Origin of the sequence: Helicobacter ailurogastricus (assembly GCF_001282945.1) — a bacterium.
Lineage (GTDB): Bacteria > Campylobacterota > Campylobacteria > Campylobacterales > Helicobacteraceae > Helicobacter > Helicobacter ailurogastricus.
In genome coordinates this window covers 543,888-568,029 of record NZ_CDMG01000002.1, presented here as the reverse complement: position 1 = coordinate 568,029, position 24,142 = coordinate 543,888, and the positions used below count along the sequence as shown (strand labels likewise).

Here is a 24,142-nt window from a genome sequence, read left to right as displayed (position 1 = left end):
ATTTACACAAATTTTACACAATCCTTGCCTAGAATGGGGCATTTTAAATCAAGGAGAAACCATGAAAAAATTTGCCTTTTTATTCTTAGCGGGGGCTTTGGCTTTGAGCCTAAACGCCTACGAGTTGAAGTTTAAAACCAAAGAGGCCGACATTGCTCTAAAGTCTGCTAATAAATTTGTCAATGGCGACAATAAGTTTAGCATCACCCCTAGCTTGCACGGCAAGGCTTTAAAAGGGGCTCAGGTGAAAGTAAAATTTAGCATGCCTGAAATGCCGGGCATGCCAGCCATGCACGAAAGCGCCAAGTTAAAAGAGAAAGATGGGGTGTATGAGGGCTCTGTGAATTTGCCCATGAATGGGACTTGGCAAGTTAAAGTGGAGGTGAAAACCAAGGACGGGCACATTTATAAGGGCAAAGGCAGCGTGGATATCTAATGCGCGCGCTCATTGTTGCTTTGTTGTTGGCTTTGCAGGGCGTGGCCTTGCAGAGTGCGCCGCTGGATTTACAAGTTGTTTATAAAAAATATCTTGTTAAAAACGCCAAGATCGCGAGTTTGCAAGCACAAATAGACAGCTTACAAGCGCAGGCGCAGGCGGTGAGCCGTTGGGACAACCCCATCTTGTATGTGGGTTACAACAACGCCGATGTCAATAACTTTTTCATCTTAGATTCGAGCTTTATGCAAAGCATCAGCGTGGGGCTTAGCCAAAAGTTTGATGTGACCGGCAAAAGGCACACGCAAAAGCAAGTGGTGCAAATCGAGCGCCAAAAAAAGATTTTAGAATTAGAGCAACTGAAACAACAAATCGCGATCAATATTTTAACCAACGCCGTCAATGTCTATAAAAACACCCAAAAATTAGCTTTGCTTAAAGACGCTTTAGGCAATTTAGACAGCTTGTTATATAGGGCCGAGCACTCGAGCAGCCCCGATCAAATCGCCATTGCCAAGTTAGAAGTGATTAAAGCGCAATGGGAAATCAAGCAAAACGACTTGCAAGACAGCCTAGCGGATAATAAAATCAACATCAGTGAATTTACTTTTAACCAAGTTGATTTATTAAGCCTAGCGCCCAGCCCCGTGGCTTTCAAGCCCGAGCATGAGATGCAAGAAATCATGGACACCAACCGCACGATTAAAATCGCCAGCTTGCAAGATGGCCAAGCCTTAAAAAACATCACTTTAGCCAAAAAGAGTTTTTTAGAAGATATCAATGTGACCGCTAACTATCTCTTCCGCTCCAAAATCTTTGACATGTTCACCATCGGCGTGGCCATCCCCTTGCCCATTTATGGCAAACAAAGCAACACCCTACAACAACGCAAACAAGAGCATTTAGTGGCGCTAAATGCCTTAGAAAACACCAAAAACAGCGTGCAACACAATGCCCGCAAATTGATTAAAAAACTCACACAATTGCAAAAGAATTTAGCCAACATCGAGCAAATTTTACAAGCCAGCGAGCACATCGTGCAAATCTACAAGGACAATTTGCCCTCCTCGCAGGGCGATTATAACAGCTATTACAACGCCTTTAACGACACCATCAACACGAAATTACTACAACTAGAAACCCAAAGCACTTTAGCCACCACCTATCTTGCGCTAGAAAACCTCAAAGGGCTGAAATGAAAAAGTGGATTTTTGGGCTTTTATTGGGCTTGGCGCATTTGCAAGCAGTGGGTAGCGTGGCGGTGCAACTTAAAGAGTTTGCCCCCTTTAGGCGGTATTACGCCACTTTGCAGGCCGATGAGCGCAAAGTGTATTCTTACAATCTGCGCTTTGACGGCTTCGTGGAAAAACTCTATGTCAATCGCACCTACCAAAGCGTGAAAGCAGGGGATAAACTCTTTAGCATTTACTCCCCTGCTTTGATCTCCGTGCAAAGCGAGTTGCTCTCTTCCTTGCACTTTAATAGACAAGTCGCGCAAATGCAAGAAAAGTTGCGCTTGCTTGGCGTGGGAGCGGGCGAGATCAATAAAATCATGCAAACTAAAAAAGTGCAAAACAGCGTAGAAATGCTAAGCCCATTTAGCGGCGTAGTTTTTACTAAGAACATCAATGAGGGAGAATTTATTAAAAGTGGGGCTTTGGTGTTTCAAATCATTGATTTAAAAGCCCTATATGTCTTGGTGCGGGTCAATCAAGAGGATTTGGATTTTGTGCGCCACTTGTCTAAAGCGCAGATCAAGATCGAGGGCGTGCCCGGGGTGTTTGATTTAGAGTTTTCTAACATCAACCCCCTTGTGGGCGCACAAGATAAAATGCTTGAGGCCCGCTTCATTTTAAAAAACCCCAGTAATCTTTTTTTCCCCAACATGTTTGCTAAGGTTACGATTTACCAACCCACGCAAAAAATGCTTATCTTGCCTAAAGAGGCGGTGTTGATTAAAAACGGGCGGGCAGTGGTGTTTAAAAAAGATGACGACTCGTTTGACATCACAGAGATCAAGGCTAAACGCTTGAGCGATGGGAGTTATCAGGTTTTAGAGGGCTTGAAAGCGGGCGATGAAGTCGCTAAAAATGCGCTCTTTATTTTGGATGCGGATGCGATCAACAATGGGGATGAGTGATGATTAACGCGCTCATCTCTTTAAGCCTTAAAAATAAGTTAGTTGTGTTGATGGTGACTTTCTTGCTCTTTTTAGTGTCTCTATGGGCGATGAAAAACACCCGTTTGGATGCTCTACCCGACTTATCGCCCACGCAGGTGGTCGTGCAAGTGAGTTATCCTAACCAAAGCCCGCAGGTGGTGCAAGAGCAAGCGGTCTATCCTTTGGTGGCTAACTTTATGGGGATTGCTGACATTGAAACCGTGCGGGGGATTTCTAGCTATGAAACGGGGTTGGTGTATATCATCTTTAAAGACGGCGTGGATTTGTATTTTGCCCGCGATCGGGTGAGCGAGCAGATGGCGCGGGTGAAGTTGCCCGCTGGGGTGAAGGTGGAGATGGGCAGCGACTCGACCTCCATTGGCTGGGCTTACCAATATGCCTTAACAAGCAAGACTAAAAGCCTAGCCGAGCTTAAAACTTTGCAAGATTTTTACTACCGCTACGCGCTTTTGGGCGTGGATGGGGTGAGCGAGGTTGCCAGCGTGGGGGGCTTTGAGAAAAACTACGAAGTTACCCTAGACAACGATGCTTTAGTTAAATACGATTTGAGTGTGCAGGATGTGGTGAATGCCATTAAAAAATCCAACGAGGACACGGGCGGGGGAATCATTTTAGAAAACGGGTTTGAAAAGATCATCCACGCCAAGGGCTACACCAAAAGCCTAAAGGATTTGGGCGAAATTGTGCTTAAAACGCCCAACTTAACGCCCATTAAGCTTAAAGATGTCGCCACACTGAATTTAACCCCCAAGCCCCGCCGCTCCGTGGCAAATTTAAATGGCACACAAGAAGTGGTGGGCGGGATTGTGATGGTGCGCTACCACGCCGACACCTACCGCATTTTAGAGCGCATCAAAGCCAAAATCGCCCGCTTGCAAGAGGGCAACCCCGATGTAAAAATCGTGCCCGTGTATGATCGAAGCGAGTTGATTGAAAAGGGCGTGGATAACCTCATCCACACACTCATAGAGGAAAGCGTGATCGTGCTTGCTGTGATCGCCTTGTTTCTCTTGCACTTTAGAAGTGCGTTGGTGGTGATCATCACTTTGCCCCTTTGCGTGTGCCTAAGCTTTTTACTCATGCACTTTTTTAACATTGAGGCAAGCATCATGAGTTTGGGCGGGATTGCCATTGCCATCGGGGCGATGGTGGATGCGGCGATTGTGATGGTGGAGAACGCCCACAAACACCTAAGCCACGCCAACATAGAAAACGACCAAGAACGCCAAGAAGCCATCATTGCGGGGGTAAAACAAGTCGGCCCCGCGATTTTCTTTGCCCTCATGATCATCGTGGTGTCTTTCTTGCCTATTTTTGACTTAAGCGGGCAGGAAAAACGGCTTTTCTCTCCGCTGGCCTACACAAAGACCTTTGCCATGCTCGTGGGGGCCCTGCTTTCTATCAGTGTCGTGCCGATTTTAATGCTCTTTTTCATCAAGGGCAAGATCATAGAGGAGAGTAAAAACCCCATTAACGCCTTTTTTATTAAGATTTATGGGGTGTGCTTGCGCTTTGTCTTGCGCTTTAGATGGGTGTTTTTAGCCCTTAGCGTGGTGGGTTTAGGCGGGCTTTATTTTGTGTATAAAAAACTCAACTGGGAGTTTATCCCGGCGATTAATGAGGGCGTGGTGATGTACATGCCCGTTACAACCAACGCCGTAGGCATAGACACGGCTAAAAAATACCTAGAGGAAACCAACAAGCGCATTAAGGCCATCCCTGAAGTCAAACAAGTCTTTGGCAAGGCCGGGCGCGCCAATAGCAGCACGGACAGCGCAGCCCTTTCTATGCTAGAAACCTACATTGAGCTAAAACCCAAAGCTGAGTGGCCCGAAAAAATCACCTACAAGCAACTAAGAGACAAGCTAGAGCAGACCCTGCAATTAAAAGGCTTGGTCAATTCTTGGACCTACCCCATTAGAGGGCGCATTGACATGCTCTTAACGGGGATTCGCACCCCGCTTGGCATTAAACTTTATGGCAAAGACCCCTATCTACTCCAAGAACTGGCGATTAAAATGGAGCAAAAGCTCAAAACCCTGCCCCAAAGTCTGTCTGTCTTTGCCGAGAAATCCAACAATGGCTACTATTTGAATGTGGATTTGCGCCCCGAAAAATTGGCGCAATACAACCTCACCAAAGAGGCGGTTTTAAACATGGTGAGCTTTGGTATGGGCGGGGCAAGCATCACAACTTTAATTGATGGTGTGGAAAGTTACCCCATCTCTGTACGGCTTAAAGACACCCAGCGCAACAATATAGAATCTTTGCAAAATCTCTACATCAAAACCCCCTCTAGCTATGTGCCCTTAAGAGAGTTTGCCAACGTCTATTATGAAAACGCCCCTGCGGTGCTTAAAAGCGAAAAAGGCTTGAATGTGCATTTTATTTACATCGTGCCTAAAAATGGGGTGAGCTCTGAGAGTTACCGCGAGGCGGCTATCAAAGCCCTAGAGAGTTTGCGCCTGCCTAGCGGGTATTATTACGAGTTTTCGGGTGAGAGCCAATATTTAGACGAAGCCTTCGCGACCTTAAAATACATCGTGCCCATGAGTATTTTTATCATCTTTCTTTTAATTGTCTTTGCACTCAAAAGCCCCACAAACTCTTTACTTTGTTTCTTCAGCCTACCCTTTGCCTTTTTAGGCGGCCTTGTCTTTATGAAACTTTGGGGCTTGAATTTGAGCATCGCCGCACTGGTGGGCTTTTTAGCTCTTTTGGGCGTGGCGAGTGAAACGGCGATTGTGATGATCATTTATTTAGAGGACGCTTACCAAAACTTCTTAAAACAAGAGCAACACACAAGCGCAAAACTCAAAGAGGCGATCATGCACGGGGCGGTGCAAAGGGTGCGCCCCAAATTAATGACTTTTTTTAGCATCTTAGTTTCGCTCGTGCCTATCATGTACTCGCATGGCGTGGGCTCAGAGATCATGCACTCCATCGCCGCGCCCATGCTCGGCGGGATGATCACCAGCGTGGTTTTGACCCTCTTTATCATCCCCACGGCGTATTTTGTGATCAAAAATAGGGCAGTTAAAGGGGGTTAAGGTCTTTGTTTTATAAGGCTCTTGGGGATCATTTTATGGGCGTGCAGGGGGATTGAAAAATAATTAAAAAAGGCGACAACAAAGTTTAGACAATGTGTTTGCACGAATGAGGCATTTTTATACTAGAATGGGGGGCGATTTTAATTTAAGGGTGCTTATGGATGTTTTTGCCATCTCTCTCTCTCTCTCTCTTATAAACTCTCCTTAAGCGCTTTTGGGAGAGTCTGTTTATTATCGCAAAAAGGGTTAGCCAGACAAGCGCATTTATTGACCTCCCCTCGCTTTGGATTGTCTTCTTCAATGGTGCTTGATGGCGTGGCTTTGGCGTGCGCAGCCGATGCCAGCAAATTAAACCCTCACCAATTTATTAAGGAATAACAATGATGATTTATAAAATTCTTCAACGATTTACAGCCGTGTTGGTGGCCGGTGTGTTTGTTTTTTCTAGCCTCCAAGCCAATGTGCGCACCCAAGCCGAGCGCGATCAGGCCAGTCAGAATTATGCCGCTGGGTTGCAAGCCTACCAACACAAAGACTACACAATGGCCCTGCAATACTTCCGCGAAGGTTGCAGCAAAAACTACGGTGCATGTTTTTACTTGTGGGTCATGTTGATGCACGGACAGGGGACCACTAGAAATATCAGAACGGCCATGGATTTGTGGAATAGGGAGCTCTCAAGTGCGGATACAGACCACACAGATTATCTGCTTAAAGTCGCGCAAACAGGGATTGCCGATGCCTATTTTATTTTGGCCTTCAACATCCTTGATAAAAGCGATAGCGGTGCTGACAAAGCCTTAGAATATTGCCAAAGAGCCGTGGACATGGGGAGCTCTTCGGGGTATGTTTGTTTGGGGATGATCTATCGCGATGGAGCAGGCGTGCCAAGAAGTTATCAAAAAGCCCTAGAATATTACCAAAAAGCGGCCAATATGGGAGATGCTATGGGGAATAATAGTTTGGCAGAAATGTATGAAAAAGGGGTTGGCGTACAGCAGGATAAAGAAATGGCGATGCAATATTACCAAAGGGCCTGCAACACCGGTTATCCCGATGCTTGCAACAAACAGCCCTAGCAAAGCTAATCATCGCCGCTTAAGTGCTCTAAAATGCTTCTGTTTAAGCTTTGCGGGCTTAGGGTTGCGTCTAAAATGTGGGTGCAAACCCTTAAGAGTTGGCAGGCTTGCAAGATTCTCTCTTGGGTGCGCTCTAAAAACTCTAAACCCCTAACCTCTATCTTGTCTTTGCTCTTGGCTTGTAGGCGCTCTTTTAAGGCTTGGGATTTAAGCTCAAACACAAAGACGCGATCGGGCAACACCTCTAGCAAGCCATGCGCTCTGTGTAGCTCTAAGGCTTGCTCTAAAGGGTAGGGGGCGTAGGCAAGCCCTGAGATCAAAGAGCGGTCGCTAAAGACGAGTCTATGCGTGTTGGGTTTTAACACCTCTTCTAAGTGCAATGCCCGATCGGCTAAGAAAAGCAAGAATTGTGCAGAGGGGCTTAAATGCTCGTGTAAGACCTTTTGGCGTAAAGCTTGCCCTAGTGGCGTGCCCCCCGGCTCTTTAGTGAAAAGAGCGTGGGGGGAGACTTCTTTTAGCAGGGCAATTTGCGTGCTTTTACCGCTCGTGTCTATCCCCTCTAGGGCAATAAACATGGGAACCTCTTGGCAATAAATTCTAAAACAAGGGGTGGGACCAAGTGGGCGATTTGCCCGTTGTGGCTCAAAATAGAGCGCACCACTGAAGAGCTGATGAAGGCGTTTTGCAAGGCGGGCATAAAATAAAGCGTCTCTAACTCGGGGTTTAAAGACTTATTCGCATAGCCCATTTGAAACTCAAATTCAAAATCGCTCACCGCCCTAAGCCCCCTAATGATCCACCGACAATGGTAAGACTTGGCTAAATCGCACAAAAGCCCCTCAAAGGCCAAACACTTGACATTTTCTATGGAGTTTGTGGCAAGCCTTAGCATTTCTAGGCGTTCTTGCAGGCTAAACATGGGGTTTTTGGCGTGCGACTTAGCCACAGCCACAATTAGAGGGTCAAATAAGTCTGCCCCTTTTTTAATGATGTCTAAATGTCCATTTGTGATCGGGTCGAATGTCCCCGGATAGAGCGCAAGCGGCATCAAAGCCCCCATCTTTGATATAAGTCATTTCCAATCCCTAAAGAGTCAAACCACTTACCCACTAAGAACAGCTCCATGCTCTCTAGGTCTTTGGGTTTAGTGTAGTAGGTGAGAAAGGGTGGGGCGATGATGGCCCCTGCTTGTGCCAGCTTCAATAGATTTTCAAGGGCGATGGCGTGCAAGGGCAATTCTCTAGGGGCGATCAAAAGCTTTTTTTGCTCTTTAAGCACCACTGAGGCGCAACGGGTTAATAAGTCATCGCAAATGCCGTGTGCAATTTTGCTAAAGGTGTTCAGGCTTGCTGGAATCACGGCCATCGCGTCTATGCCAAAACTACCTGAGGCGATGGGGGCATCGATTTCATGGTGTTTGTAGAGGGTGTAGGGGCGCTTGAGCGTTTTTAGTTTTTTAATAAAATGCAGCCCCATTTCAGCAAGGGCCACTTTTTTAGCGTGCGCGCTCAACACGATAAACAGCTCGATGTCATGGGGCAAATTCTCAATAAAACACCACGCCAAATTAACCCCACTCGCCCCACTCACCCCCAAAACCAACTTCACAGCACCTCTCCCTTTAAAAACCCCGTGATTTTCACTTGCACGACCTTTTTACTCTGCACATTCAACGCTTGAATCACTTGGTTTAAAACCCCATTTTCTAAAGCTTGTAAAGAGGTTTCTAAAGAGATGGCCCCCTCTTTGAGCGTGGCGTGAAAAATCTCGTGTTTATAGACTAAAATCTGCGCCCCGATCTTATCTATGCTTAAAAGCGTGTTGGCCGCTAAAAAACTTCTCGCGCTAGAATTGTTGATGTAGGACGAATCGATGGGCATGGCAAAAAAGCGGGTAAAGGGGATGCTCACTTGATAGGTGTTGCTTTGGTCTAAATTTTGGTCTTTTCTTAGCATGGTCTTGCTTTTATAGACTTGTATGCTCGCCTTGATTTTGTACTTCACCCACACGCTTTTATTTTGTAGGCTCAAGTTCAACAACCCCTCTTGGCTTAAAAATTGCGGAGTGCGCCACTGCAAATTAAGATCTTGCGTTTTTTTGGTTTGTTTTAAAATCTGCTCTAGCACGGCTGGGCTGCCACTAGCAAGGCTGACCTGCACGGCTTGGACTTTAAGCGGGTATTTGGCATAAAAGTTGGTGTAAGCCTCTGCAATCGCCTCCTCTAAAATCCCTTGCGCGCACAGGGGAATAAAAAGCAAGATGAGAAATAGAAGTCTCAAGATTCTGCCTGTAGGTGCAACTGCGCTTCTTCTAAGAAAGATGAAGGCTCTAAACGGGTGTAAATTTTGTCGAAGTAACAGCGTTCTTTGGCACTGCAAATATAAAGCTCTTCTTTGGCACGGGTGATGGCGACATAGCACAGCCGTCGCTCTTCTTCAATGTCCTCCACGCCTCCATAGGGGAAAAAGTCCTCTTCAAAACCCACTAAAAAGACCACGCTAAACTCAAGCCCCTTAGAAGTGTGCACGCTCATGCACTGCACCCCCCTTATGCCCTCTGGTGGAGGGGTGTAGTTCTCTAGGGGATTGTCATCTGGGCGCAAAATCTCATGCAAAATATGGGCACCCTTTAGCCCCTCATGGATTTTTTTAGCTAGGCAGTGCAGGCGGTATAAAATGGCGATGTTTTGGGGAGCGATGCCTCGATTTAGGCAGTCTTGAATTTGCTGGACAAGAAAAATATTTTCTGCATCCGCATTGGCAAAGTGTAAAAATTTCAGCTTTTGGCTAGGGGCTTTGGCTTTATCGCTAAAAAGGGTCTTGTTGTGGCGTTGGCGGTTGTGTTTAATGAGTTGGTTCGCACACTCTAGGATGTTTTGCGTGGAGCGGTAATTTTGCTCTAACTTGATGACTTTTGCTCCTTTAAAGTGGTGTTCAAAGGCCAAGATATTGCGTACATCCGCCCCCCTAAAGCCGTAAATGCTTTGGTCGTCATCTCCGACCACACATAAATTTTGGTGCGTACCACAAAGTTTTTGGAGCAATTTAAATTGTAGAGGGTTGGTGTCTTGGTATTCATCTACAGAAATATAAGCATACCTTTGGCCCAAACTCTTGGCGAGCGCTAGATTTTTTTCAAGGAGTGCGTAAGGCAGTGCGATTAAATCATCAAAATCCACAAGTCCATTTTGCCTTAAAAAGGCGTTGTAGAGCACAAAGGCCCATTGGACGCTCTCCCAACAACTTTTAAGCGGGACACATTGGTTTTTTACCTGTGAAAACTTTTTAAACATGCCCTTGATGGTGCGCTCCTCTAAGGGTTTGCCTAAGATTTCGGGTAACTTCGCGCCCATGGTCTCTTGGGTAACCACTTGAAAATCAGGTGGCAGATCCAAAAGGGCGTGGTGTTCTCTTAAAAGAGCATGGCCAAAGCTGTGGAAAGTACACAGCGTTGGTTTGTAAGAAGTGTGCTGTCTGCCTAGAAGATCCATGGCCCTTTGACGCATTTCGCGGGCGGCTTTGTTGGCGAAAGTTAGAGTCAGTGTGTTTTCAGGGGGGATGCCAACACAGCCAATGAGATAGGCTAGGCGGGTGGTTAAGGTTCTTGTCTTGCCACTGCCCGCCCCGGCTAAAATTAAAAGCGGCCCCTTAATGTGGCGCGCGGCTTCTTGCTGGGCAGGGTTTAAACTGGCTAATAGGGCTTGGGCGTTCATGGAAAATCTTGGGCGTTTGTGGGCGTGTTTAAAAGAAAATCAAAATAATACGAGTGGAAATCGTGGGATTTAATGGCACCAAAATTACTCAAACTGGCTTTTAAATTGCCCACCCGTTGGTAGAGTAACCCCAAGCCATAGCGCACCTCGTAATTGTCCGGATCCATGGTCTTGCCAATCTCTAACAACAAGGCGGCATTGTCAAAGCGTTTTAGGGCAATATAGGCCACGCTGGCGAGTTCATAAACCTCCATTTCGTGATCGCCTATTTTATCGATGAGAAAATTATAAATCCCCACGGATTTTTCATATTGCTTTTGGAAAATATGGAGCAAGCCGAGCATGCGCAGCAAATCTATGCTCATCTCTTGATTGTTTGACGCACTCAAGCGGGTGTTGAGCTCCTCTTCCTCGTGGTTTAAGAGCCCCGTGACAGAGCCCATATAAATATACATTTTGCGGGCCAAGAGCGGGCCGTGTATGAGCTCTTCAAAATTGGTTTTTTTGTTGGTGAGGAAGGCATAGACTCCAAGCATTTGGCGGATATTAGCACGGTATTTGAGTGCTATTTCATAAAACACATTCGTGAGCATGTTGTTGGGGTACATTTTCTTTAGAGCGGCAAAGTTTTGTGCTAGGCGTTGTTTATCTTTGGCGCGGTTGGCATAGGCTACACCCAAAGCGTAATAAATGGCTAGGGGTTGCTTGGCTCCTCGAATCCAAGTCAAATCATCGTTGGGCGCATCGTTTAAATAGGCGATCAAGGAGCTTAAAAAAGCTTGGTTGGTTTTGTTAGAAAATTGTTGGGCATCAAAGCCTGTTGTTACCTGTTTAAGAAAGGTCTTAGGATTGCGGTAATCAAGGCGCATGGCCAAGACACCCAGTGCTCCGGCTAGGACATTGTGGGGGTTTAGGCGGTAGGCTTTCATAAAGTGGAAACTGGCATCGTGGAAGTTATCCAGTTGGGCATAGATTAAACCCGTGTTGTAGTGCGCCATAGAGCTGTTAGGGTTGGCCTCTAAAGAGAGTTTAAATTCTTTGAGGGCTAGCCGTAGGTGTGAAAATTTTAAATGCCTGATCCCAGCAATCATGTGTTGGTCGCCAACGCTCACATCCTTGCCGTGCTCTAAAAAATTAGCCGCCCCATCAAAATCCTGTTTCCCACTGCTATCTACAAAAAACACGCCTTTTTGGATCGAGCCCAAAGCGTTTTTGACATCAATCAACCGATAGGGGGCGTAGTAAAACAACACCCGCTCGATGGGCAGGCCTAGCCCTTCTCCAAAATTCGTTTCCCAAAACCCCTTGCGGATGGTGTTGATGTCAAAAAAGTGGTGGTTTAAAACTGGCTCAAGTCTGTATGTGTCTGTTAAAATTTTTTCTTTGTGTGGGTTTTTGTTAATGTTGCGCAAGAGGACACCTAAAAGATTGTGCGCCCCACTAAAATCTCCCATCTTAAGTGCGATGAGCTCTAACGCCAAGAACGATTCGTCGTCTTCGGGATGGCTAATGGCGTAGTCTTGTAGGTTTTGGATCGCTTGGTCGTAATCGCCTAAGCGCGCATAGAGCAGACCTAAAGCCTTTTTATCTTCAGGAGTGGCGATCGCGCTTAAATACTCAGCCGCATGGACCTCATCTCCAAAGAGCAAGTACATTTTAGCCGCCAAGCGTAACCTATTTGTTTTAAATAAGTTTGATTGGGGGTTGGTCAGCGCAGATAAGGTTTCAAAGTAATGTCCGCCGTAGTAGAGTGTCAGTGCATAGACATAGGAATAAATGGGCTGGTCTTTGAGCTCTTGGACATGTGTTTGTGCGGTCCTTAAATAGCGGGTATAAAGGTCCATGTTGTTAAGGTAAAAGGCAGTGGCCATTGCATTAATGGCGTTCACACTCGCATCGCTTTTAGATGCCAAAGCGTTGTCAAAAGCCTTGAGTGCTCCTATATAGTCGTGTTTGCGCATCCTAATCACGCCTAGATTGTGGTTAGCAATGCTGCTGGAGGTGAGGGAAATGTCGCTAAAAATCTTTAAGGCCTCTTCCGTGTTTCCGTGGTTGTATAAAATGTCGGCCTTTTGGATCAAGGCATTGACTTCTTCTTCATTGCTTAGGGGGATGTGGCTGTTGTTGTCCCTTAAAGTGGGCAAGTTGTCTAAAACGACACCCTCCCCCGTCTTGGCTCGGACAAGTTTATTGATCTGGTCTTGTGTGTTTTTGCCCAATTTTTCTTCGTAGTGCTCTTCATGGGCAAAAAAACTGGCAAGGATCGTGCCCACAACGATTAAAACGACGATCCCTACCCCGCCCAAAATAGAGAAGAAGAGTTTGGGGCGGCTGCGTAAATTGCCTAAAAACTCTTTGGGGTTTTTAATGTTGGCTAGAAGGCGATCTTTGTTAAAGAAAGTCTTAAAATTGCCAACAAAGGTGGTAAATTTATTGTGGTTATCGGGGCTGAGCTCATCGCCCTCAAAGCCATTTTGTTGATCGGCTGCCTTTCTGTCTTGATTCTCATCGACCATGCCAAACCTTTAGAGCTTGTGGGGCAAGTAGGGCCACAACACTTCAGGGATTTTAATGCTCCCGTCTTTCTCTTGGTGGTTTTCCATAAGGGCCACTAAGGTGCGCCCCACCGCCAAAGACGAGCCATTGAGGGTATGCACTAAAGCGTTCTTTTTATTCTCTTTGTAGCGGATTTTGGCGCGTCTTGCTTGAAAATCTCGCGTGTTGCTTACAGAGCTGATCTCTCTATAACAATTTTGCCCGGGCAACCACACCTCAATATCCACCGTGTTGCTCGCGCTAAAGCCAATGTCTCCGCTGCAAAGTTGTACAAATCTATGGGGCAACTCTAGGGCTTTTAAAATCCCGCTGGCTGTTTCTAACATTTTGGCCTGCATGGCATCGCTTTCTTTTGGGTGCGTGATCGCCACCAATTCAACTTTGTCAAACTGGTGTTGGCGGATGATGCCGCGCGTGTCCTTGCCCGCACTGCCCGCCTCTTTGCGAAAGCAGGGGGTGCAAGCGGTCATTAAAATGGGCAATTCTTCGTGCGCTAAAATCTCATCGGCGTATAAATTCGTCAAACTCACTTCAGAGGTGGGGATCAAATACAAATCCTCCTCTTGCACCTTGAATAAATCCTCGGCAAATTTTGGCAGTTGTCCCGTGCCAAAAAGAGTTTTGGCGTTGGCTAAAATGGGAGGGGATACAATCTCAAAACCCGCCGCGTGGTTGTGATCGAGCATAAAATTAAGCAAAGCCCGACTCAAAAGCGCGCCCTCTTTTCTTAGCACGCTAAAACGACTTTGAGCGATCTTTACCCCCCGCTCAAACTCAATCCAGCCATTTTCTTGCGCGAGCTCATGGTGCTCTTTGGGGACAAAGCCAAAGGTTTTGGGGGTTAAAACTTTTTTAATTTCTACATTTTCGCTTTCATCTTTGCCAAAGGGCGTGATGGGGTCTAAGAGATTGGGGATGGATTGCAACAAGCCATCTAGCTCTTCTTCGAGCTTGTTTGTGTGGGCGGTTAGGTCTGCAATCTTGGCCTTATTGGCCTCCAGCGCGCTTTTTAACTCTTGCGCCTTGATGGGGTCGTCTTTGTGGGTGAAGAAAAGCTTAGAGCTCTTGTTTTGAAACTCTTGGGCTTGCTCTAACTCTTGTTTTTGGGCTTTGTAGGCGATGAGTTGATCTTTGAGTTTGTCTAAGAGCGTGGGGTCTAAAAAACGCTGGGCTAAATTGGAGCGCACCCCCTCAAAATCACTAAGCAATCGTTTTTTATCAATCATGGTTTCTCCTTAATTTTGGGAGCGAAAGCCCCACTCCTTGGCCCACGCCTGCAAATACGCCTTTTGCACTTCTAAGTGCAAAACCCCCAAATCCCCCTCTAAACTGCTGGCAATGTTGCCATTAGGTAGGGCGATGAGGCTATCGCCGTAAAAACGCCAAGGGACATTTTGATTCTCCCGCACCATGCCAATGCGATTGGCCCGCGCCACCAACATAGAATTACAAAATGCCCGCGCCCTTAAGATGCAACGCCAACGCTCAAACGACTCAAAGGTGCTGGCTGTGCTCATTAAAACCACCTCAACCCCCGCCTCTTGCAAAGCCATCCACAGCCCATCAAAGTGCATTTCATAGCCAAAGAGCGGGGCAATTTTAATCCCCTCAATGTCTAGAGTCGGGGGGATTTTAAAGCTCGCAGGCTGTGGATTTGCAAAAAATTGCGCCTCTGCCCAGTGCTCAAAATGCACCAACCTTTGCTGGTGGTAAAATTGCGTGTCCTGTGGGCTGATTAGAGCGATTTGTTTAAAGAGCTTTTGCTCTTTGAGCAAAACAAGGGGCGCGCTGATGGTGATTTGGTGTTTGAGGCTCAAGGTTTGCAGTTGCTCTAAGCGGGCTTGGCTGTAGCTGTCGATTTTCTCAGGGGTGAGGTTTAAAAGCTCTAAGAAAAAGGGGGTGAGCACATACTCGGGCAAAACCACCACAGCGCTAGGGGGCATTTGGCGCACGCTCTTTTGGATAAACTCCCAATCAAACCCTGCCATTTGCAACAAGAATAAGTGCATTAGAGTTTCACCGCAAAAATGCCCGACACGCTCTTATACATGTAGTGGCTCTTGCCCACGACCTCTAGCCCCACGCTGTTGATCTCCTCTTCTAGCTCGTCTGCACTGATAAACTTTTCAATGGAATCGGGCAAATAGGCATAGGCTTTGTAGTTGCGGCTGATGAGCATCCCCACAAAGGGCAAAATCTTAGAAGTGTAGAGGTGCGCTAAATGGCCTAAAATCCCCCGCTTGTCTTGGCGCATGAAATCCAACACCAACAACACCCCCCCTTTTTTCAACACACGGCTAAACTCTTCGAGTGCCTGTAGGCGCTCCACAACATTACGCAAACCATAGGCGATGGAGAGCAAGTCTATGCTGTGATCGGCTAGGGTGCGTAAATTTTTGGCTTCCAAGCAATCTAGGCGGATGCGGGCGTTTTGGCTGATGGGATTTGTGGCGATCTTTTGCTCGGCTAGACGCAGCATTTCAGTAGAAGGGTCGATCCCGCACACTTCCGCTACACTCCCCCTAAACTGCGCAATGTTTTCTAGGATACACAAGAGCATATCTGCCGTCCCGCAAGCAATGTCGGCGACATTTAACCCCTGTAAATCCCCCCTAAAGGCATAGACATGGCGCAGGGCTTCTTGCACGCTCTCTTTGCGCCATTTATGATCTTGCTTGAAGCTGACGACCTTATTTGCGGTGTCGTAGGTCTTGGCAATGGAGTCGAACATGCCAATGATTTGCTGTTGCTTGTCTGCGTGCTTTGCCATTAAAAGAATTTCCCCACCACGGCAAAGACAATCACGGCCATGCACACTGTGGGGACTTCATTCATCACCCTAAAAAAGCGCGAGCTTTTATAGGTCCCCTCATTTTTGAGCGCGCGCATCCACTTACGGCACATAAAATGAAAATGCAAGAGCAAAAGCACGAAGAGCAGTTTTAAATGCACCCAGCCATAGTGAAACAACTCTAGCCCGCCTGAGACATAAAACAAACCAAGGCCACTAAGGACGCTTAAAACCATAGCGGGCATGGCAATGGCGTTAAACAAGCGCCCCTCTTGCACCCGCACCACCGCCACAAAATCGGGCTTGTCGTGGTTTTCTCTATGATAAACAAACAAGCGGGGTAAATAAAGCAAAGCCGCCATCCACGAGATGACAGCCACGATATGTACGATTTTAAGCCACAAATACAGAGTTTGCATGTCAATGTCCTAATGCTTTTTCTAAAAGATGGGGCGCGCCGATTAAATCCACCCACGCCCCCGTGCTTTGGCATTCTTTCACCACCACTTGCACGCCATACTTTAACCCCCGCGCCTTTAAAGCCTCCAGCGCGCCCAAGCCCACCCACTCGCAAACTTGCATGGGCACAACAAAGGGCTCTAATTTAGCCTGCTCTAGGCAAAGCTGCAAAGCCAGCCCATAGGCTTTCATCAGCCCGCCCACGCCCAAAAGCACCCCCCCAAAGTAGCGCACCACAAAAACAGCCACATCGATCAAATCCTCTCTACGCAACATGTCTAATAAGGGCTTGGTGCTGTTTCTTGGCTCTCTATCCTCATGCAACGCCTCCTTAATCGTGTTGTCCTCTAGACGGCGGTAGGCATAGACAATGTGGCGGGCTTTGAAGTGCTCTTTTTGCAGTTGCTTTAAAGTGGTGGCAAAATCGCACACGGGCACTAAAAAGCCTAAAAATACCGAGCCCTTGATTTGGTGCTTAGAAGTGGGAGTGTTTAATAAAGTCTGCATCAGTGTTGCATGTAGATTTTCATTTTAGGGCTTTCAAATAAAAGCGAGTTCTTGCCCCGCGTGATGTTGAAAACGCCCGTTAAATGGTTGTAAAACGCCAATTCAAATGCCATGAGCTTCTCGTTTCCACAAACTTTTCGCGCAATGCCCTTATCGTCTAAAACGACGTGGTCATCGTCTCTAAAGGTATAGCTAAAAAAGTACTTATTACAGTAAATCATGCCATAAGCCCTCAGCTGTCTTTGGTCAAATTCAATGTGCCCCATCGGGCTTTTAATCAAAACGGGGGGCTTTAGGGATTTGTTGCGCTGGATGTCGCTTTCTAGGTGTTTCATGTCGGTTTTAATCATGGAAGCATCGGGGGGCAGGTCTTTGGTGTCTAGGTTTTTAATGCGTTGCTCTAGCTCCTCTTGCAAGAGCTCGAGTTTATCTTTAGGTGGATTTTTAAGGCTAGGGCTGGGGTTTGGGGCTGGGGTTGGAGACTGGGGCTGCTGGGCTTCTGCGATCAAGTCTTTAAAATCAAAAGTCTGCCCATCTAAGACCACCCGCACAATTTGGTATTGGCTGTGGTTGAAGTTTTTATTAAAAAAACGCACCAGCACGCAGCCCGTGAGCAACACGGCAAGCCCCGCCATAGACAACAAAAAATGCGCTTTAAAGCCCCTCACAAACCGCACGCTAAAACTCCTTGAAACGACTATAAGGCTCCAATTCTAGCTTGATTTCCTTTAACTTGGTGTAAAAGTGCCTTTATGCTATAATTTTGCCCTAATTTACCCTAAAGTTTGGCGATGCTCTACTATCTTTATCCGCTCTTGCACATCAACCTTTTTCAGTATTTGACTTTCCGCTCAGGTTTGGCGTTTTTCTTAGGTTTCTTTGGTTGCGTTTTTGCGATGCCTAAATTCATCGCGTGGGCTAAAGCAAAGAAAGCAAACCAGCCCATCTCTGTTTATATCCCTCACCAAAACAAACAAAACACCCCCACAATGGGCGGGGTGGTTTTCATCGCCACCACTTTAGCCGCTTCACTCTTAACCGCTCGGCTAGACAATCTCTTTGTGCTGTTGGGCTTGGTGACGCTCGTGGGCTTTGGGCTCATTGGGATGCAAGATGACTACACAAAAATCAGCCGCAAAAGCAATGCCGGCGTAACTTCTCGCTACAAATTTGGCATGCTCGCCCTGCTCTCTTTTCTCATCACTCTAGCCCTTGCAGGGCTTGTGGAGGTCAAAAGCCTTTACTTCCCCTTTTTAAAGAACCCCATTTTTTCCTTTGAAGGGCATGCTTTTTTGCTCGTGGGCTTTTGGATGTTGGTTTTCCTCTCCACCTCTAACGCCGTGAATTTAACCGATGGCTTGGATGGCTTGGCGACTGTGCCTAGCATTTGCGTGATTGTGGGCCTTAGCGTGTTCATCTATGTCGTGGGCAATGCCGAGTTTAGTAAATATTTGCTCTACCCAAAGGTGAGCCACAGCGGAGAGGTCATGGTGGTGGCCATGGCTTTAGTGGGCGCGCTCTTGGGCTTTTTGTGGTTTAACTCTTTTCCGGCTGAGGTGTTCATGGGCGATAGTGGGAGTTTAGCAATCGGGGGTTTCATCGCTTACATGGCGATCATCACAAACAACGAAATTCTTTTGATCTTAATGGGGTCTGTGTTTGTGCTAGAGGCTGGCTCGGTGATCTTGCAAATCACAAGCTACAAGACCCGTAAAAAGCGCATTTTCCGCATGGCTCCCTTGCACCACCATTTTGAATCCAAGGGCTGGCCGGAGAATAAAATCATCCTGCGTTTTTGGATCATTGCGCTTTTGAGTAATATTGTGGCGTTGCTTAGTTTAAAAGTGCGCTAAATTTGCTTGGAGTTAGCCTAGTGTGTTATCCTAAACAAAAATATTTGACTTGAAGGTGTTGGATGATCTCTTTACTTGGATACGGCCAAACTAATCGGGCTTTTGCCACCTATTTACACAGCAAGAATGTCCCTTACTGCGTTTATGACGACCATGTGCTGACCCCCTCTTTAGACACTAACCAGCAGAAATGGTTGCCCTCTAAGATGTTTAACCCCTACACCTCTAGTTTGGAGATTGTAAGCCCGGGTATTCCCTTTAACCACCCCCTAGTGGTGGCCAGCAAGCACCTTTGCAGCGAATACGACTACATCCAGCGGCTTTGGCAGAGCAATAGAAAAGACCCCCTACCCACCACGATTTTTATCAGCGGGACCAATGGCAAGACCACGACCACAGAAATGCTAGGGCTCTTGTTTAAAAACGCCCAAGTGGGGGGCAACATTGGCACGCCTTTGATCCAACTCTACACCCAAAGCCAAAAAAAAGATCCCCCCTACACTTGGGTACTTGAAACCAGCTCCTTTACTTTGCACTACACCAACCACCTAAGCCCGCAAACTTATATCTTACTGCCCCTAGCTGAGGACCATTTAAGTTGGCATGGCAACTATGAAAACTACGTCGCGGCCAAGTTAAAGCCTCTAAGTTTAATGGGCGCACACACCCACGCCTTTATACACGAATCCCTAAAAGATCACCCCATCGTGCAGGGCACAAAGGCGCAACTGCTCTTTTATAAAAACTCTCAAAACTTGGCGCAAAAAATGGGGCTAGACATTTCTAAATTGCGCTTTAAAGAGCCCTTTTTGCTCGATGCGCTCTTGGCTTTGAGCGCGGCCAAGTTACACGCCGGCGTGGCCGATTATGACTTGCTCAATAGCTATGTCATTCAGCCGCACCGCATTGAAATTTTTACAGACAAAGAGGGCTACACTTGGGTGGATGATAGCAAGGCCACCAATGTGGATGCAACCTTAAAGGCCCTAGAGTGCTTCCAAGACAACTACATCCATTTGATCTTGGGAGGCGACACAAAGGGCGTGGATTTAGAGCCTTTGTTTGGGACGCTCTCTAAATTGCAGGCTGAAGTGTATGTGATCGGAGTGAGCGCGCCTGCGATCATGCAAATGGCACAAGAGCGCAATATCCCCGCCCACTTGTGCCGTAAAATCGACATCGCCGTACAAGAAATCAGAAAAAATTTACGGCAGGGCGACATTGGCATGCTCTCGCCCAGCGCGGCTAGCTTGGATCAATTTGCCTCTTATAAACACAGAGGAATGGCTTTTAAACAATGTGTATTAGGATAACAATGCGTTTTATCGTTTTACTTTTTCTTGTGATTTTTATGGGTTTGGGGCGGGCTGAAACCCACGAGGGAGGGGACTTAGATTTAATTGATTTGCACTTGTTGCTTAAGCAGATCAACCAATTAAACCAAGCCATCATCCGCTACCAAAAAGACCCAGACAAGCACACCGAAGTTTCTCTATATAGCGACCAAAAAAACGAACTCATGCACACTTTCGCTCTAAAACTTTTAAACCCTCAAGAAAAGATAGGCATAGACATCGATCAAAACCAAAGAGAACAAGGAGTCTTGCAAAAGGCCTTGATCAAGAGCAGCAAGAACAACGACATTTACACCTACCTAGCCAACACCTTTAAGCTCAAAAATTTAGAAGTCGAGATGCAGATGTACGGCTTTTTGGAAAAAATGCGCACCTCCACAGACCTTTTTAGTCAAGAAAAAGATGTGAAAGGCATCAGCACATCTTACTTGGTCAAATTAGAAGATTTCGCGGCCAAGACCTACACCATCCCCAAGCACCTAGATGAAGTCAAACAACACGAGTTGCAGACCGCCCTAGATCAATACCAAATCAGATTAAAGACCTACACCGATGTGCTGCGCTATATCCAAAAGAATCCCAAGGAAGTTTTGGCGAGAAACATTGTTTTTAACATCAACATGCAATGGGTTTTAGAGCGCATTGCCGGGGCCATTAACCACATTTTCCCTAACACGAATGGCTTACAAAACGCCAAAATCTTGCTCTCTTTAGGGCTCTTGGTGTTTTTGCTCGCTTTGCGTCAAGTTGTTACAGCGCTCTTTGTCAAGGCTCTTGATTATTGCGTGCGCTTTAGCCGTAAAAGTGCCAACATCAACATCCAAGCAAAAATCCGCGACAGCATTCTAGCCCCCATTTCGACCTTCTTGTTCATTTACAGCTTCGACATCTCCATAGACATTCTTTACTACCCCCACCCCGCCCCCGCTAAATTTGACATGTATTTGGGCGTGATTTACATTTCGCTCGTGGCGTGGCTGGTGATTGCGCTGTTTAAAGCCTATGGAGCAGCGATCTTGGCCACTTTAGCTTCTAAGAAAAATGGCTTTCGCAAAGAAGTCATCAACCTGATTTTAAAGATCGCCTACTTCTTTATTTTTGTCCTCACCATTTTAGGGGTGCTTAAACAGATAGGTTTTAACATCTCGACCATCATTGCCTCTCTTGGCATCGGAGGTTTGGCGGTGGCGCTGGCCGTTAAAGATGTCTTGGCAAATTTCTTTGCTTCTGTGATTTTGCTTTTAGACAATTCTTTTAACCAGGGTGATTGGATTGTGTGTGGCGATGTAGAGGGTACGGTTGTGGAAATGGGGCTTAGACGCACCACAATTAGAGGGTTTGACAACGCCCTTTTCTTTGTACCCAACTCTGAGCTGGCGGGCAAGTCGATTCGCAACTGGAATCGGCGCAAAATGGGGCGGCGCATTAAAATGATCATAGGTGTAACTTACGACTCGCCCAGAGAATCCCTACAAAAATGCGTGGCTGGTATCCGCCAAATGCTCGAGCAACACCCCTACATTGCCAAAGACAGCGATTTAGACGGCATCTCAGATCATGAACACCACGACTACATCATGGACCGCCAACACATCGTGTCTTTCAACGATTTAATGGGGTATAAGTCGAATCTCTTTGTCTATTTAGACAGCTTTGGAGACAGCTCGATCAACATTTTTATTTATTGCTTCTCTAAAAGCGTGGTGTGGGGGGAGTGGCTCGCCATTAAAGAAGATGTCATATTAAAAATCATGGAAGTGGTGGAAAGTTGCGGCTTAAGTTTTGCTTTCCCCTCTCAAAGTGTTTATATCGAAAGCATGCCACACAAAGATTAAAGATGGAGGTCCTATGGGGTTTTTTCGCAAGTTAAAACTGGGTGCCAAAACAGCTTTGGCCATTTCTACGATTTTAGTTTTGTCGTTTTTAGTCTTGAGTGCATACTACATCAATGAGATGAGCAGTGTGTTGGTGAAAAATGCAAACGACACGGTGGGTGTCCGGGCCATAAGCCAAGCCACAAAAATTTCTTTAGAATTGCAAAATGTTAAAGAAACTTTAAGGAACTACGCCGACTATTTTTCAGGGGATGGTTACGATTTTCTTAAAAACTCAGATGGAAAAGGAATCATAGACAATATCCGCAAATTGTGCGCGCACAACCAGTTTGTGCGGGGCGCGTTTTTGGTGTTGCTTAAAAACAATCAACCCTCTTCTAGTTATGAAGTGGCCCAGCAATCCGATCAAAGCTTGATCGTGCGTAATGGAGTCATCGATGTTTTTAACCCCACCATTGTCTCTCAAGTGATTCGCACACAAAGCATGGGTCGCAGTAGCAGTAACTTTGCGACTTTACCCGGTGGAACTAGATACTTTGGTTTCACCCTAGCTGCCCCCATTTTTGATGATCTGCATCATTTAAGAGCCGTTGTCGGCCTCTTTGTGAGTTTTGATTACATCCAAGAGCACTATTTCCCTAGAGATAATGGAGAAAATGGATTTTTATTGGGCTCTGGCGATCGCATTTTTGCCATTAACCGCGACCACAGCTTACAAGGCCAGCCTTTCAGAAAAATCATGCAAGCCAAAGAGGCGCAATCTATCGTGGATTTTAGAAGAAATGCACGCCCGGGAGATAAACTCATCACCTCCTTTTACTCCGATGTGTTGAAAGAGGACATCATTTTATCCTTGTATGCCTTTAAACCCTATGGCGAACTTATGAATCACAATTGGGTGGTGGGCTCGGCCATCGAAAAAAAGCAGGTCTATAGCCGTGTGCACCATGTGCAATTTATAATTGCTGTCATCGGCCTCATCGCCTTGCTGATTGCCATCGTTGTGATGAATCTTTACATCAAAAAGCAAATCGTGGCACGTGTGCATAAAGTGGTCGCCACGCTCAACAGCTTTTTTAGACTACTTAATCACGAAGAAAATGTCCAGTTGGAAATCTACCATTCTAGCCAAAGAGATGAAATAGGCTGGATGCTTAACTCCATCAATGCCAACATCACGAAGATACAACAAGTTTTCCGCGACGACAATGCCGCCGTTGTGGAGACCACACAATTAGCCCTAGATGTCCAACAAGGCATCATTGTCGCCAAAGAAGCGCAAAACAAGGCTAACACGCCTAAACTCTTAGAGCTCATCAAGGTGACACACTCGATGGTCGATACCCTAGAGAAAAAAGTGGGCGCGGATTTGAATAAAATTTTATCGGTGGTGCATGCCTACCAAAACTTAGACTTCACGCCCCAAATTAAAGGTGCAAGCGGGGAGATTGAAGTTTCTATCAACCAGCTAGGTTCTGAGATCATCGACATGTTAAACACCTCTTTGGCTTTTGCTAACCAGCTCAACACCAAGGCTTCAGATTTAAAAGAGAGCATGGAAAAGCTCTCCTCTAGCTCGACCAAGCAATCGACTGAGATCAAACAAGCCACACAAAACATTGAGGGCATCACGCAAAACATCACCGATGTGAGCGCCAAGAGCGATGAGATGATCGCCCAAAGCCAAGACATTAAGAGCATTGTGGAGATCATCAGAGACATCGCCGATCAAACAAACTTATTGGCCCTAAACGCCGCCATTGAAGCCGCCCGAGCGGGCGAGCACGGGCGAGGCTTTGCGGTCGTGGCCGATGAAGTGAGAAAATTAGCCGAGCGCACGCAAAAGTCTTTGAGCGAGATTGAAAGCAACATCAATGTATTGCTCCAAAGCATTGCCGACAACTCGACTGCCATTAAAGCCCAAGCCTCTGCGGTGCTAGACATCAACAAAGCGATGGGGGAATTTGATGCGAGCTTGACGCACAACTTAGACATTGCCAAAAATTGCTTAAACATCAGCCAAGAGATCGAACACATCGCTAGCGACATTTTAGAGGACACGAGCAAGAAGAAGTTTTAAAAAGCACTAACCCCTTAGGGGGTTTTAGGGCTTTTAAGGCGCACTCTAAAACCTTTTAGGTCCTAACTAAACACCCATAGGGGGGGTTAAAATAGATTTTAGGCTAAATGCGGGTGTGTCTTCTTGGTGGGTTATGTTTAAATTTTTAAGGAGCCAATTTAAAAAAGATAAAGAGAGCATAGAGGCGCTAACCAAAAAGTGAAAGGCTAAACCTCAAAAACGAGGCTTACACCCACAAGTGAAACGA

The 24,142-nt window shown here is 46.4% G+C and carries 20 protein-coding genes and 1 pseudogene; 9 read left to right on the top strand and 12 right to left on the bottom strand.

Annotated features, from left to right (window positions below):
• Nucleotides 1–61 precede the first annotated feature (61 nt).
• The 5 genes from HAL07_RS02895 (at nucleotide 62) to HAL07_RS02875 (ending at nucleotide 6,747) form a co-directional block, all read left to right on the top strand.
• Nucleotides 62–436 carry a FixH family protein gene (locus HAL07_RS02895; RefSeq protein ID WP_053941838.1) on the top strand — a complete coding sequence of 125 codons (375 nt, stop codon included), beginning with the start codon at nucleotides 62–64 and terminating at the stop codon, nucleotides 434–436.
• On the top strand, nucleotides 436–1,635 hold the full coding sequence (gene crdB, locus HAL07_RS02890) for a copper resistance outer membrane protein CrdB (protein ID WP_202903466.1): 1,200 nt from the start codon (nucleotides 436–438) through the stop codon (nucleotides 1,633–1,635). The genes HAL07_RS02895 and crdB overlap by 1 nt, the downstream gene beginning before the upstream one ends.
• Nucleotides 1,632–2,576, top strand: a complete 945-nt coding sequence (locus tag HAL07_RS02885; RefSeq protein WP_053945012.1) for an HlyD family efflux transporter periplasmic adaptor subunit — start codon at nucleotides 1,632–1,634, stop codon at nucleotides 2,574–2,576. Before crdB ends, HAL07_RS02885 begins: the two co-directional genes overlap by 4 nt.
• Entirely contained in the window at nucleotides 2,576–5,668 is a 3,093-nt protein-coding gene (locus HAL07_RS02880; RefSeq protein WP_053945011.1) for an efflux RND transporter permease subunit, read from the top strand. Before HAL07_RS02885 ends, HAL07_RS02880 begins: the two co-directional genes overlap by 1 nt.
• Before the next feature lie 380 nt (nucleotides 5,669–6,048).
• Complete coding sequence (locus HAL07_RS02875; protein WP_053945010.1) at nucleotides 6,049–6,747, top strand: tetratricopeptide repeat protein; 699 nt, start codon at nucleotides 6,049–6,051, stop codon at nucleotides 6,745–6,747.
• A gap of 5 nt (nucleotides 6,748–6,752) precedes the next feature.
• Here HAL07_RS02875 and tmk read toward each other — a convergent pair whose 3' ends face one another.
• Genes tmk through HAL07_RS02815 form a run of 12 tightly spaced genes read right to left on the bottom strand, consistent with a single transcriptional unit; the run spans nucleotide 6,753 to nucleotide 17,449 of the window.
• Complete coding sequence (gene tmk / locus HAL07_RS02870) at nucleotides 6,753–7,322, bottom strand: dTMP kinase (RefSeq protein WP_053941834.1); 570 nt, start codon at nucleotides 7,320–7,322, stop codon at nucleotides 6,753–6,755.
• On the bottom strand, nucleotides 7,307–7,798 hold the full coding sequence (coaD, locus tag HAL07_RS02865) for a pantetheine-phosphate adenylyltransferase (protein WP_199767509.1): 492 nt from the start codon (nucleotides 7,796–7,798) through the stop codon (nucleotides 7,307–7,309). Before coaD ends, tmk begins: the two co-directional genes overlap by 16 nt.
• Nucleotides 7,795–8,355, bottom strand: a complete 561-nt coding sequence (locus HAL07_RS02860) for a UbiX family flavin prenyltransferase (RefSeq protein WP_053945008.1) — start codon at nucleotides 8,353–8,355, stop codon at nucleotides 7,795–7,797. The genes coaD and HAL07_RS02860 overlap by 4 nt, the downstream gene beginning before the upstream one ends.
• On the bottom strand, nucleotides 8,352–9,026 hold the full coding sequence (gene flgA / locus HAL07_RS02855) for a flagellar basal body P-ring formation chaperone FlgA (RefSeq protein ID WP_082346452.1): 675 nt from the start codon (nucleotides 9,024–9,026) through the stop codon (nucleotides 8,352–8,354). The genes HAL07_RS02860 and flgA overlap by 4 nt, the downstream gene beginning before the upstream one ends.
• Entirely contained in the window at nucleotides 9,023–10,459 is a 1,437-nt protein-coding gene (locus HAL07_RS02850; RefSeq protein WP_082355785.1) for an ATP-dependent helicase, read from the bottom strand. The genes flgA and HAL07_RS02850 overlap by 4 nt, the downstream gene beginning before the upstream one ends.
• Nucleotides 10,456–12,975, bottom strand: a complete 2,520-nt coding sequence (locus HAL07_RS02845; RefSeq protein ID WP_053945007.1) for a tetratricopeptide repeat protein — start codon at nucleotides 12,973–12,975, stop codon at nucleotides 10,456–10,458. The genes HAL07_RS02850 and HAL07_RS02845 overlap by 4 nt, the downstream gene beginning before the upstream one ends.
• 9 nt (nucleotides 12,976–12,984) lie before the next feature.
• The gene (gene serS / locus HAL07_RS02840; RefSeq protein ID WP_053945006.1) at nucleotides 12,985–14,241 is read right to left on the bottom strand and encodes a serine--tRNA ligase; all 1,257 of its coding nucleotides are present in this window, start codon (nucleotides 14,239–14,241) and stop codon (nucleotides 12,985–12,987) included.
• Nucleotides 14,242–14,250: 9 nt separating this feature from the next.
• Nucleotides 14,251–15,024, bottom strand: a complete 774-nt coding sequence (locus HAL07_RS02835) for a carbon-nitrogen hydrolase family protein (RefSeq protein ID WP_053945005.1) — start codon at nucleotides 15,022–15,024, stop codon at nucleotides 14,251–14,253.
• Nucleotides 15,024–15,785, bottom strand: coding sequence for a bifunctional demethylmenaquinone methyltransferase/2-methoxy-6-polyprenyl-1,4-benzoquinol methylase UbiE (gene ubiE, locus HAL07_RS02830; RefSeq protein ID WP_199767007.1), 762 nt, complete (start codon nucleotides 15,783–15,785; stop codon nucleotides 15,024–15,026). Before ubiE ends, HAL07_RS02835 begins: the two co-directional genes overlap by 1 nt.
• Nucleotides 15,785–16,225, bottom strand: coding sequence for a protoporphyrinogen oxidase HemJ (gene hemJ / locus HAL07_RS02825; RefSeq protein ID WP_053941827.1), 441 nt, complete (start codon nucleotides 16,223–16,225; stop codon nucleotides 15,785–15,787). The genes ubiE and hemJ overlap by 1 nt, the downstream gene beginning before the upstream one ends.
• Before the next feature lies 1 nt (nucleotide 16,226).
• Complete coding sequence (locus HAL07_RS02820; RefSeq protein WP_053941826.1) at nucleotides 16,227–16,772, bottom strand: YigZ family protein; 546 nt, start codon at nucleotides 16,770–16,772, stop codon at nucleotides 16,227–16,229.
• A complete protein-coding gene (locus HAL07_RS02815) occupies nucleotides 16,772–17,449 on the bottom strand; it encodes an META domain-containing protein (protein WP_238374471.1) in 678 nt (225 codons plus the stop codon). Before HAL07_RS02815 ends, HAL07_RS02820 begins: the two co-directional genes overlap by 1 nt.
• A gap of 114 nt (nucleotides 17,450–17,563) precedes the next feature.
• Here HAL07_RS02815 and mraY point away from each other — a divergent pair, with 114 nt between their 5' ends.
• The 4 genes and pseudogenes from mraY to HAL07_RS08385 form a co-directional block, all read left to right on the top strand.
• Nucleotides 17,564–18,625 (top strand): phospho-N-acetylmuramoyl-pentapeptide-transferase, encoded by a 1,062-nt coding sequence (gene mraY / locus HAL07_RS02810; protein ID WP_053945003.1) that lies wholly within the window; start codon nucleotides 17,564–17,566, stop codon nucleotides 18,623–18,625.
• A gap of 62 nt (nucleotides 18,626–18,687) precedes the next feature.
• Complete coding sequence (gene murD, locus HAL07_RS02805) at nucleotides 18,688–19,938, top strand: UDP-N-acetylmuramoyl-L-alanine--D-glutamate ligase (protein WP_053945002.1); 1,251 nt, start codon at nucleotides 18,688–18,690, stop codon at nucleotides 19,936–19,938.
• A gap of 2 nt (nucleotides 19,939–19,940) precedes the next feature.
• On the top strand, nucleotides 19,941–21,815 hold the full coding sequence (locus tag HAL07_RS02800) for a mechanosensitive ion channel family protein (protein WP_082355784.1): 1,875 nt from the start codon (nucleotides 19,941–19,943) through the stop codon (nucleotides 21,813–21,815).
• A gap of 1,675 nt (nucleotides 21,816–23,490) precedes the next feature.
• Nucleotides 23,491–23,895 (top strand): annotated as a pseudogene (locus HAL07_RS08385) (methyl-accepting chemotaxis protein); the annotation flags it as partial.
• Between the last annotated feature and the right edge of the window lie 247 nt (nucleotides 23,896–24,142).

What these genes read in the sequence shown, in the direction of transcription:
- HAL07_RS02820 (WP_053941826.1), bottom strand. Translation starts at nt 16,772, where the DNA reads ATGCAGACTTTATTAAACACTCCCACTTCTAAGCACCAAATCAAGGGC.
- serS (WP_053945006.1), bottom strand. Translation starts at nt 14,241, where the DNA reads ATGATTGATAAAAAACGATTGCTTAGTGATTTTGAGGGGGTGCGCTCC.
- HAL07_RS02845 (WP_053945007.1), bottom strand. Translation starts at nt 12,975, where the DNA reads ATGGTCGATGAGAATCAAGACAGAAAGGCAGCCGATCAACAAAATGGC.
- crdB (WP_202903466.1), top strand. Translation starts at nt 436, where the DNA reads ATGCGCGCGCTCATTGTTGCTTTGTTGTTGGCTTTGCAGGGCGTGGCC.
- HAL07_RS02895 (WP_053941838.1), top strand. Translation starts at nt 62, where the DNA reads ATGAAAAAATTTGCCTTTTTATTCTTAGCGGGGGCTTTGGCTTTGAGC.
- HAL07_RS02800 (WP_082355784.1), top strand. Translation starts at nt 19,941, where the DNA reads ATGCGTTTTATCGTTTTACTTTTTCTTGTGATTTTTATGGGTTTGGGG.
- HAL07_RS02835 (WP_053945005.1), bottom strand. Translation starts at nt 15,024, where the DNA reads ATGCACTTATTCTTGTTGCAAATGGCAGGGTTTGATTGGGAGTTTATC.
- murD (WP_053945002.1), top strand. Translation starts at nt 18,688, where the DNA reads ATGATCTCTTTACTTGGATACGGCCAAACTAATCGGGCTTTTGCCACC.
- HAL07_RS02850 (WP_082355785.1), bottom strand. Translation starts at nt 10,459, where the DNA reads ATGAACGCCCAAGCCCTATTAGCCAGTTTAAACCCTGCCCAGCAAGAA.
- mraY (WP_053945003.1), top strand. Translation starts at nt 17,564, where the DNA reads ATGCTCTACTATCTTTATCCGCTCTTGCACATCAACCTTTTTCAGTAT.
- HAL07_RS02885 (WP_053945012.1), top strand. Translation starts at nt 1,632, where the DNA reads ATGAAAAAGTGGATTTTTGGGCTTTTATTGGGCTTGGCGCATTTGCAA.
- HAL07_RS02880 (WP_053945011.1), top strand. Translation starts at nt 2,576, where the DNA reads ATGATTAACGCGCTCATCTCTTTAAGCCTTAAAAATAAGTTAGTTGTG.
- ubiE (WP_199767007.1), bottom strand. Translation starts at nt 15,785, where the DNA reads ATGGCAAAGCACGCAGACAAGCAACAGCAAATCATTGGCATGTTCGAC.
- hemJ (WP_053941827.1), bottom strand. Translation starts at nt 16,225, where the DNA reads ATGCAAACTCTGTATTTGTGGCTTAAAATCGTACATATCGTGGCTGTC.
- tmk (WP_053941834.1), bottom strand. Translation starts at nt 7,322, where the DNA reads ATGTTTATTGCCCTAGAGGGGATAGACACGAGCGGTAAAAGCACGCAA.
- HAL07_RS02875 (WP_053945010.1), top strand. Translation starts at nt 6,049, where the DNA reads ATGATGATTTATAAAATTCTTCAACGATTTACAGCCGTGTTGGTGGCC.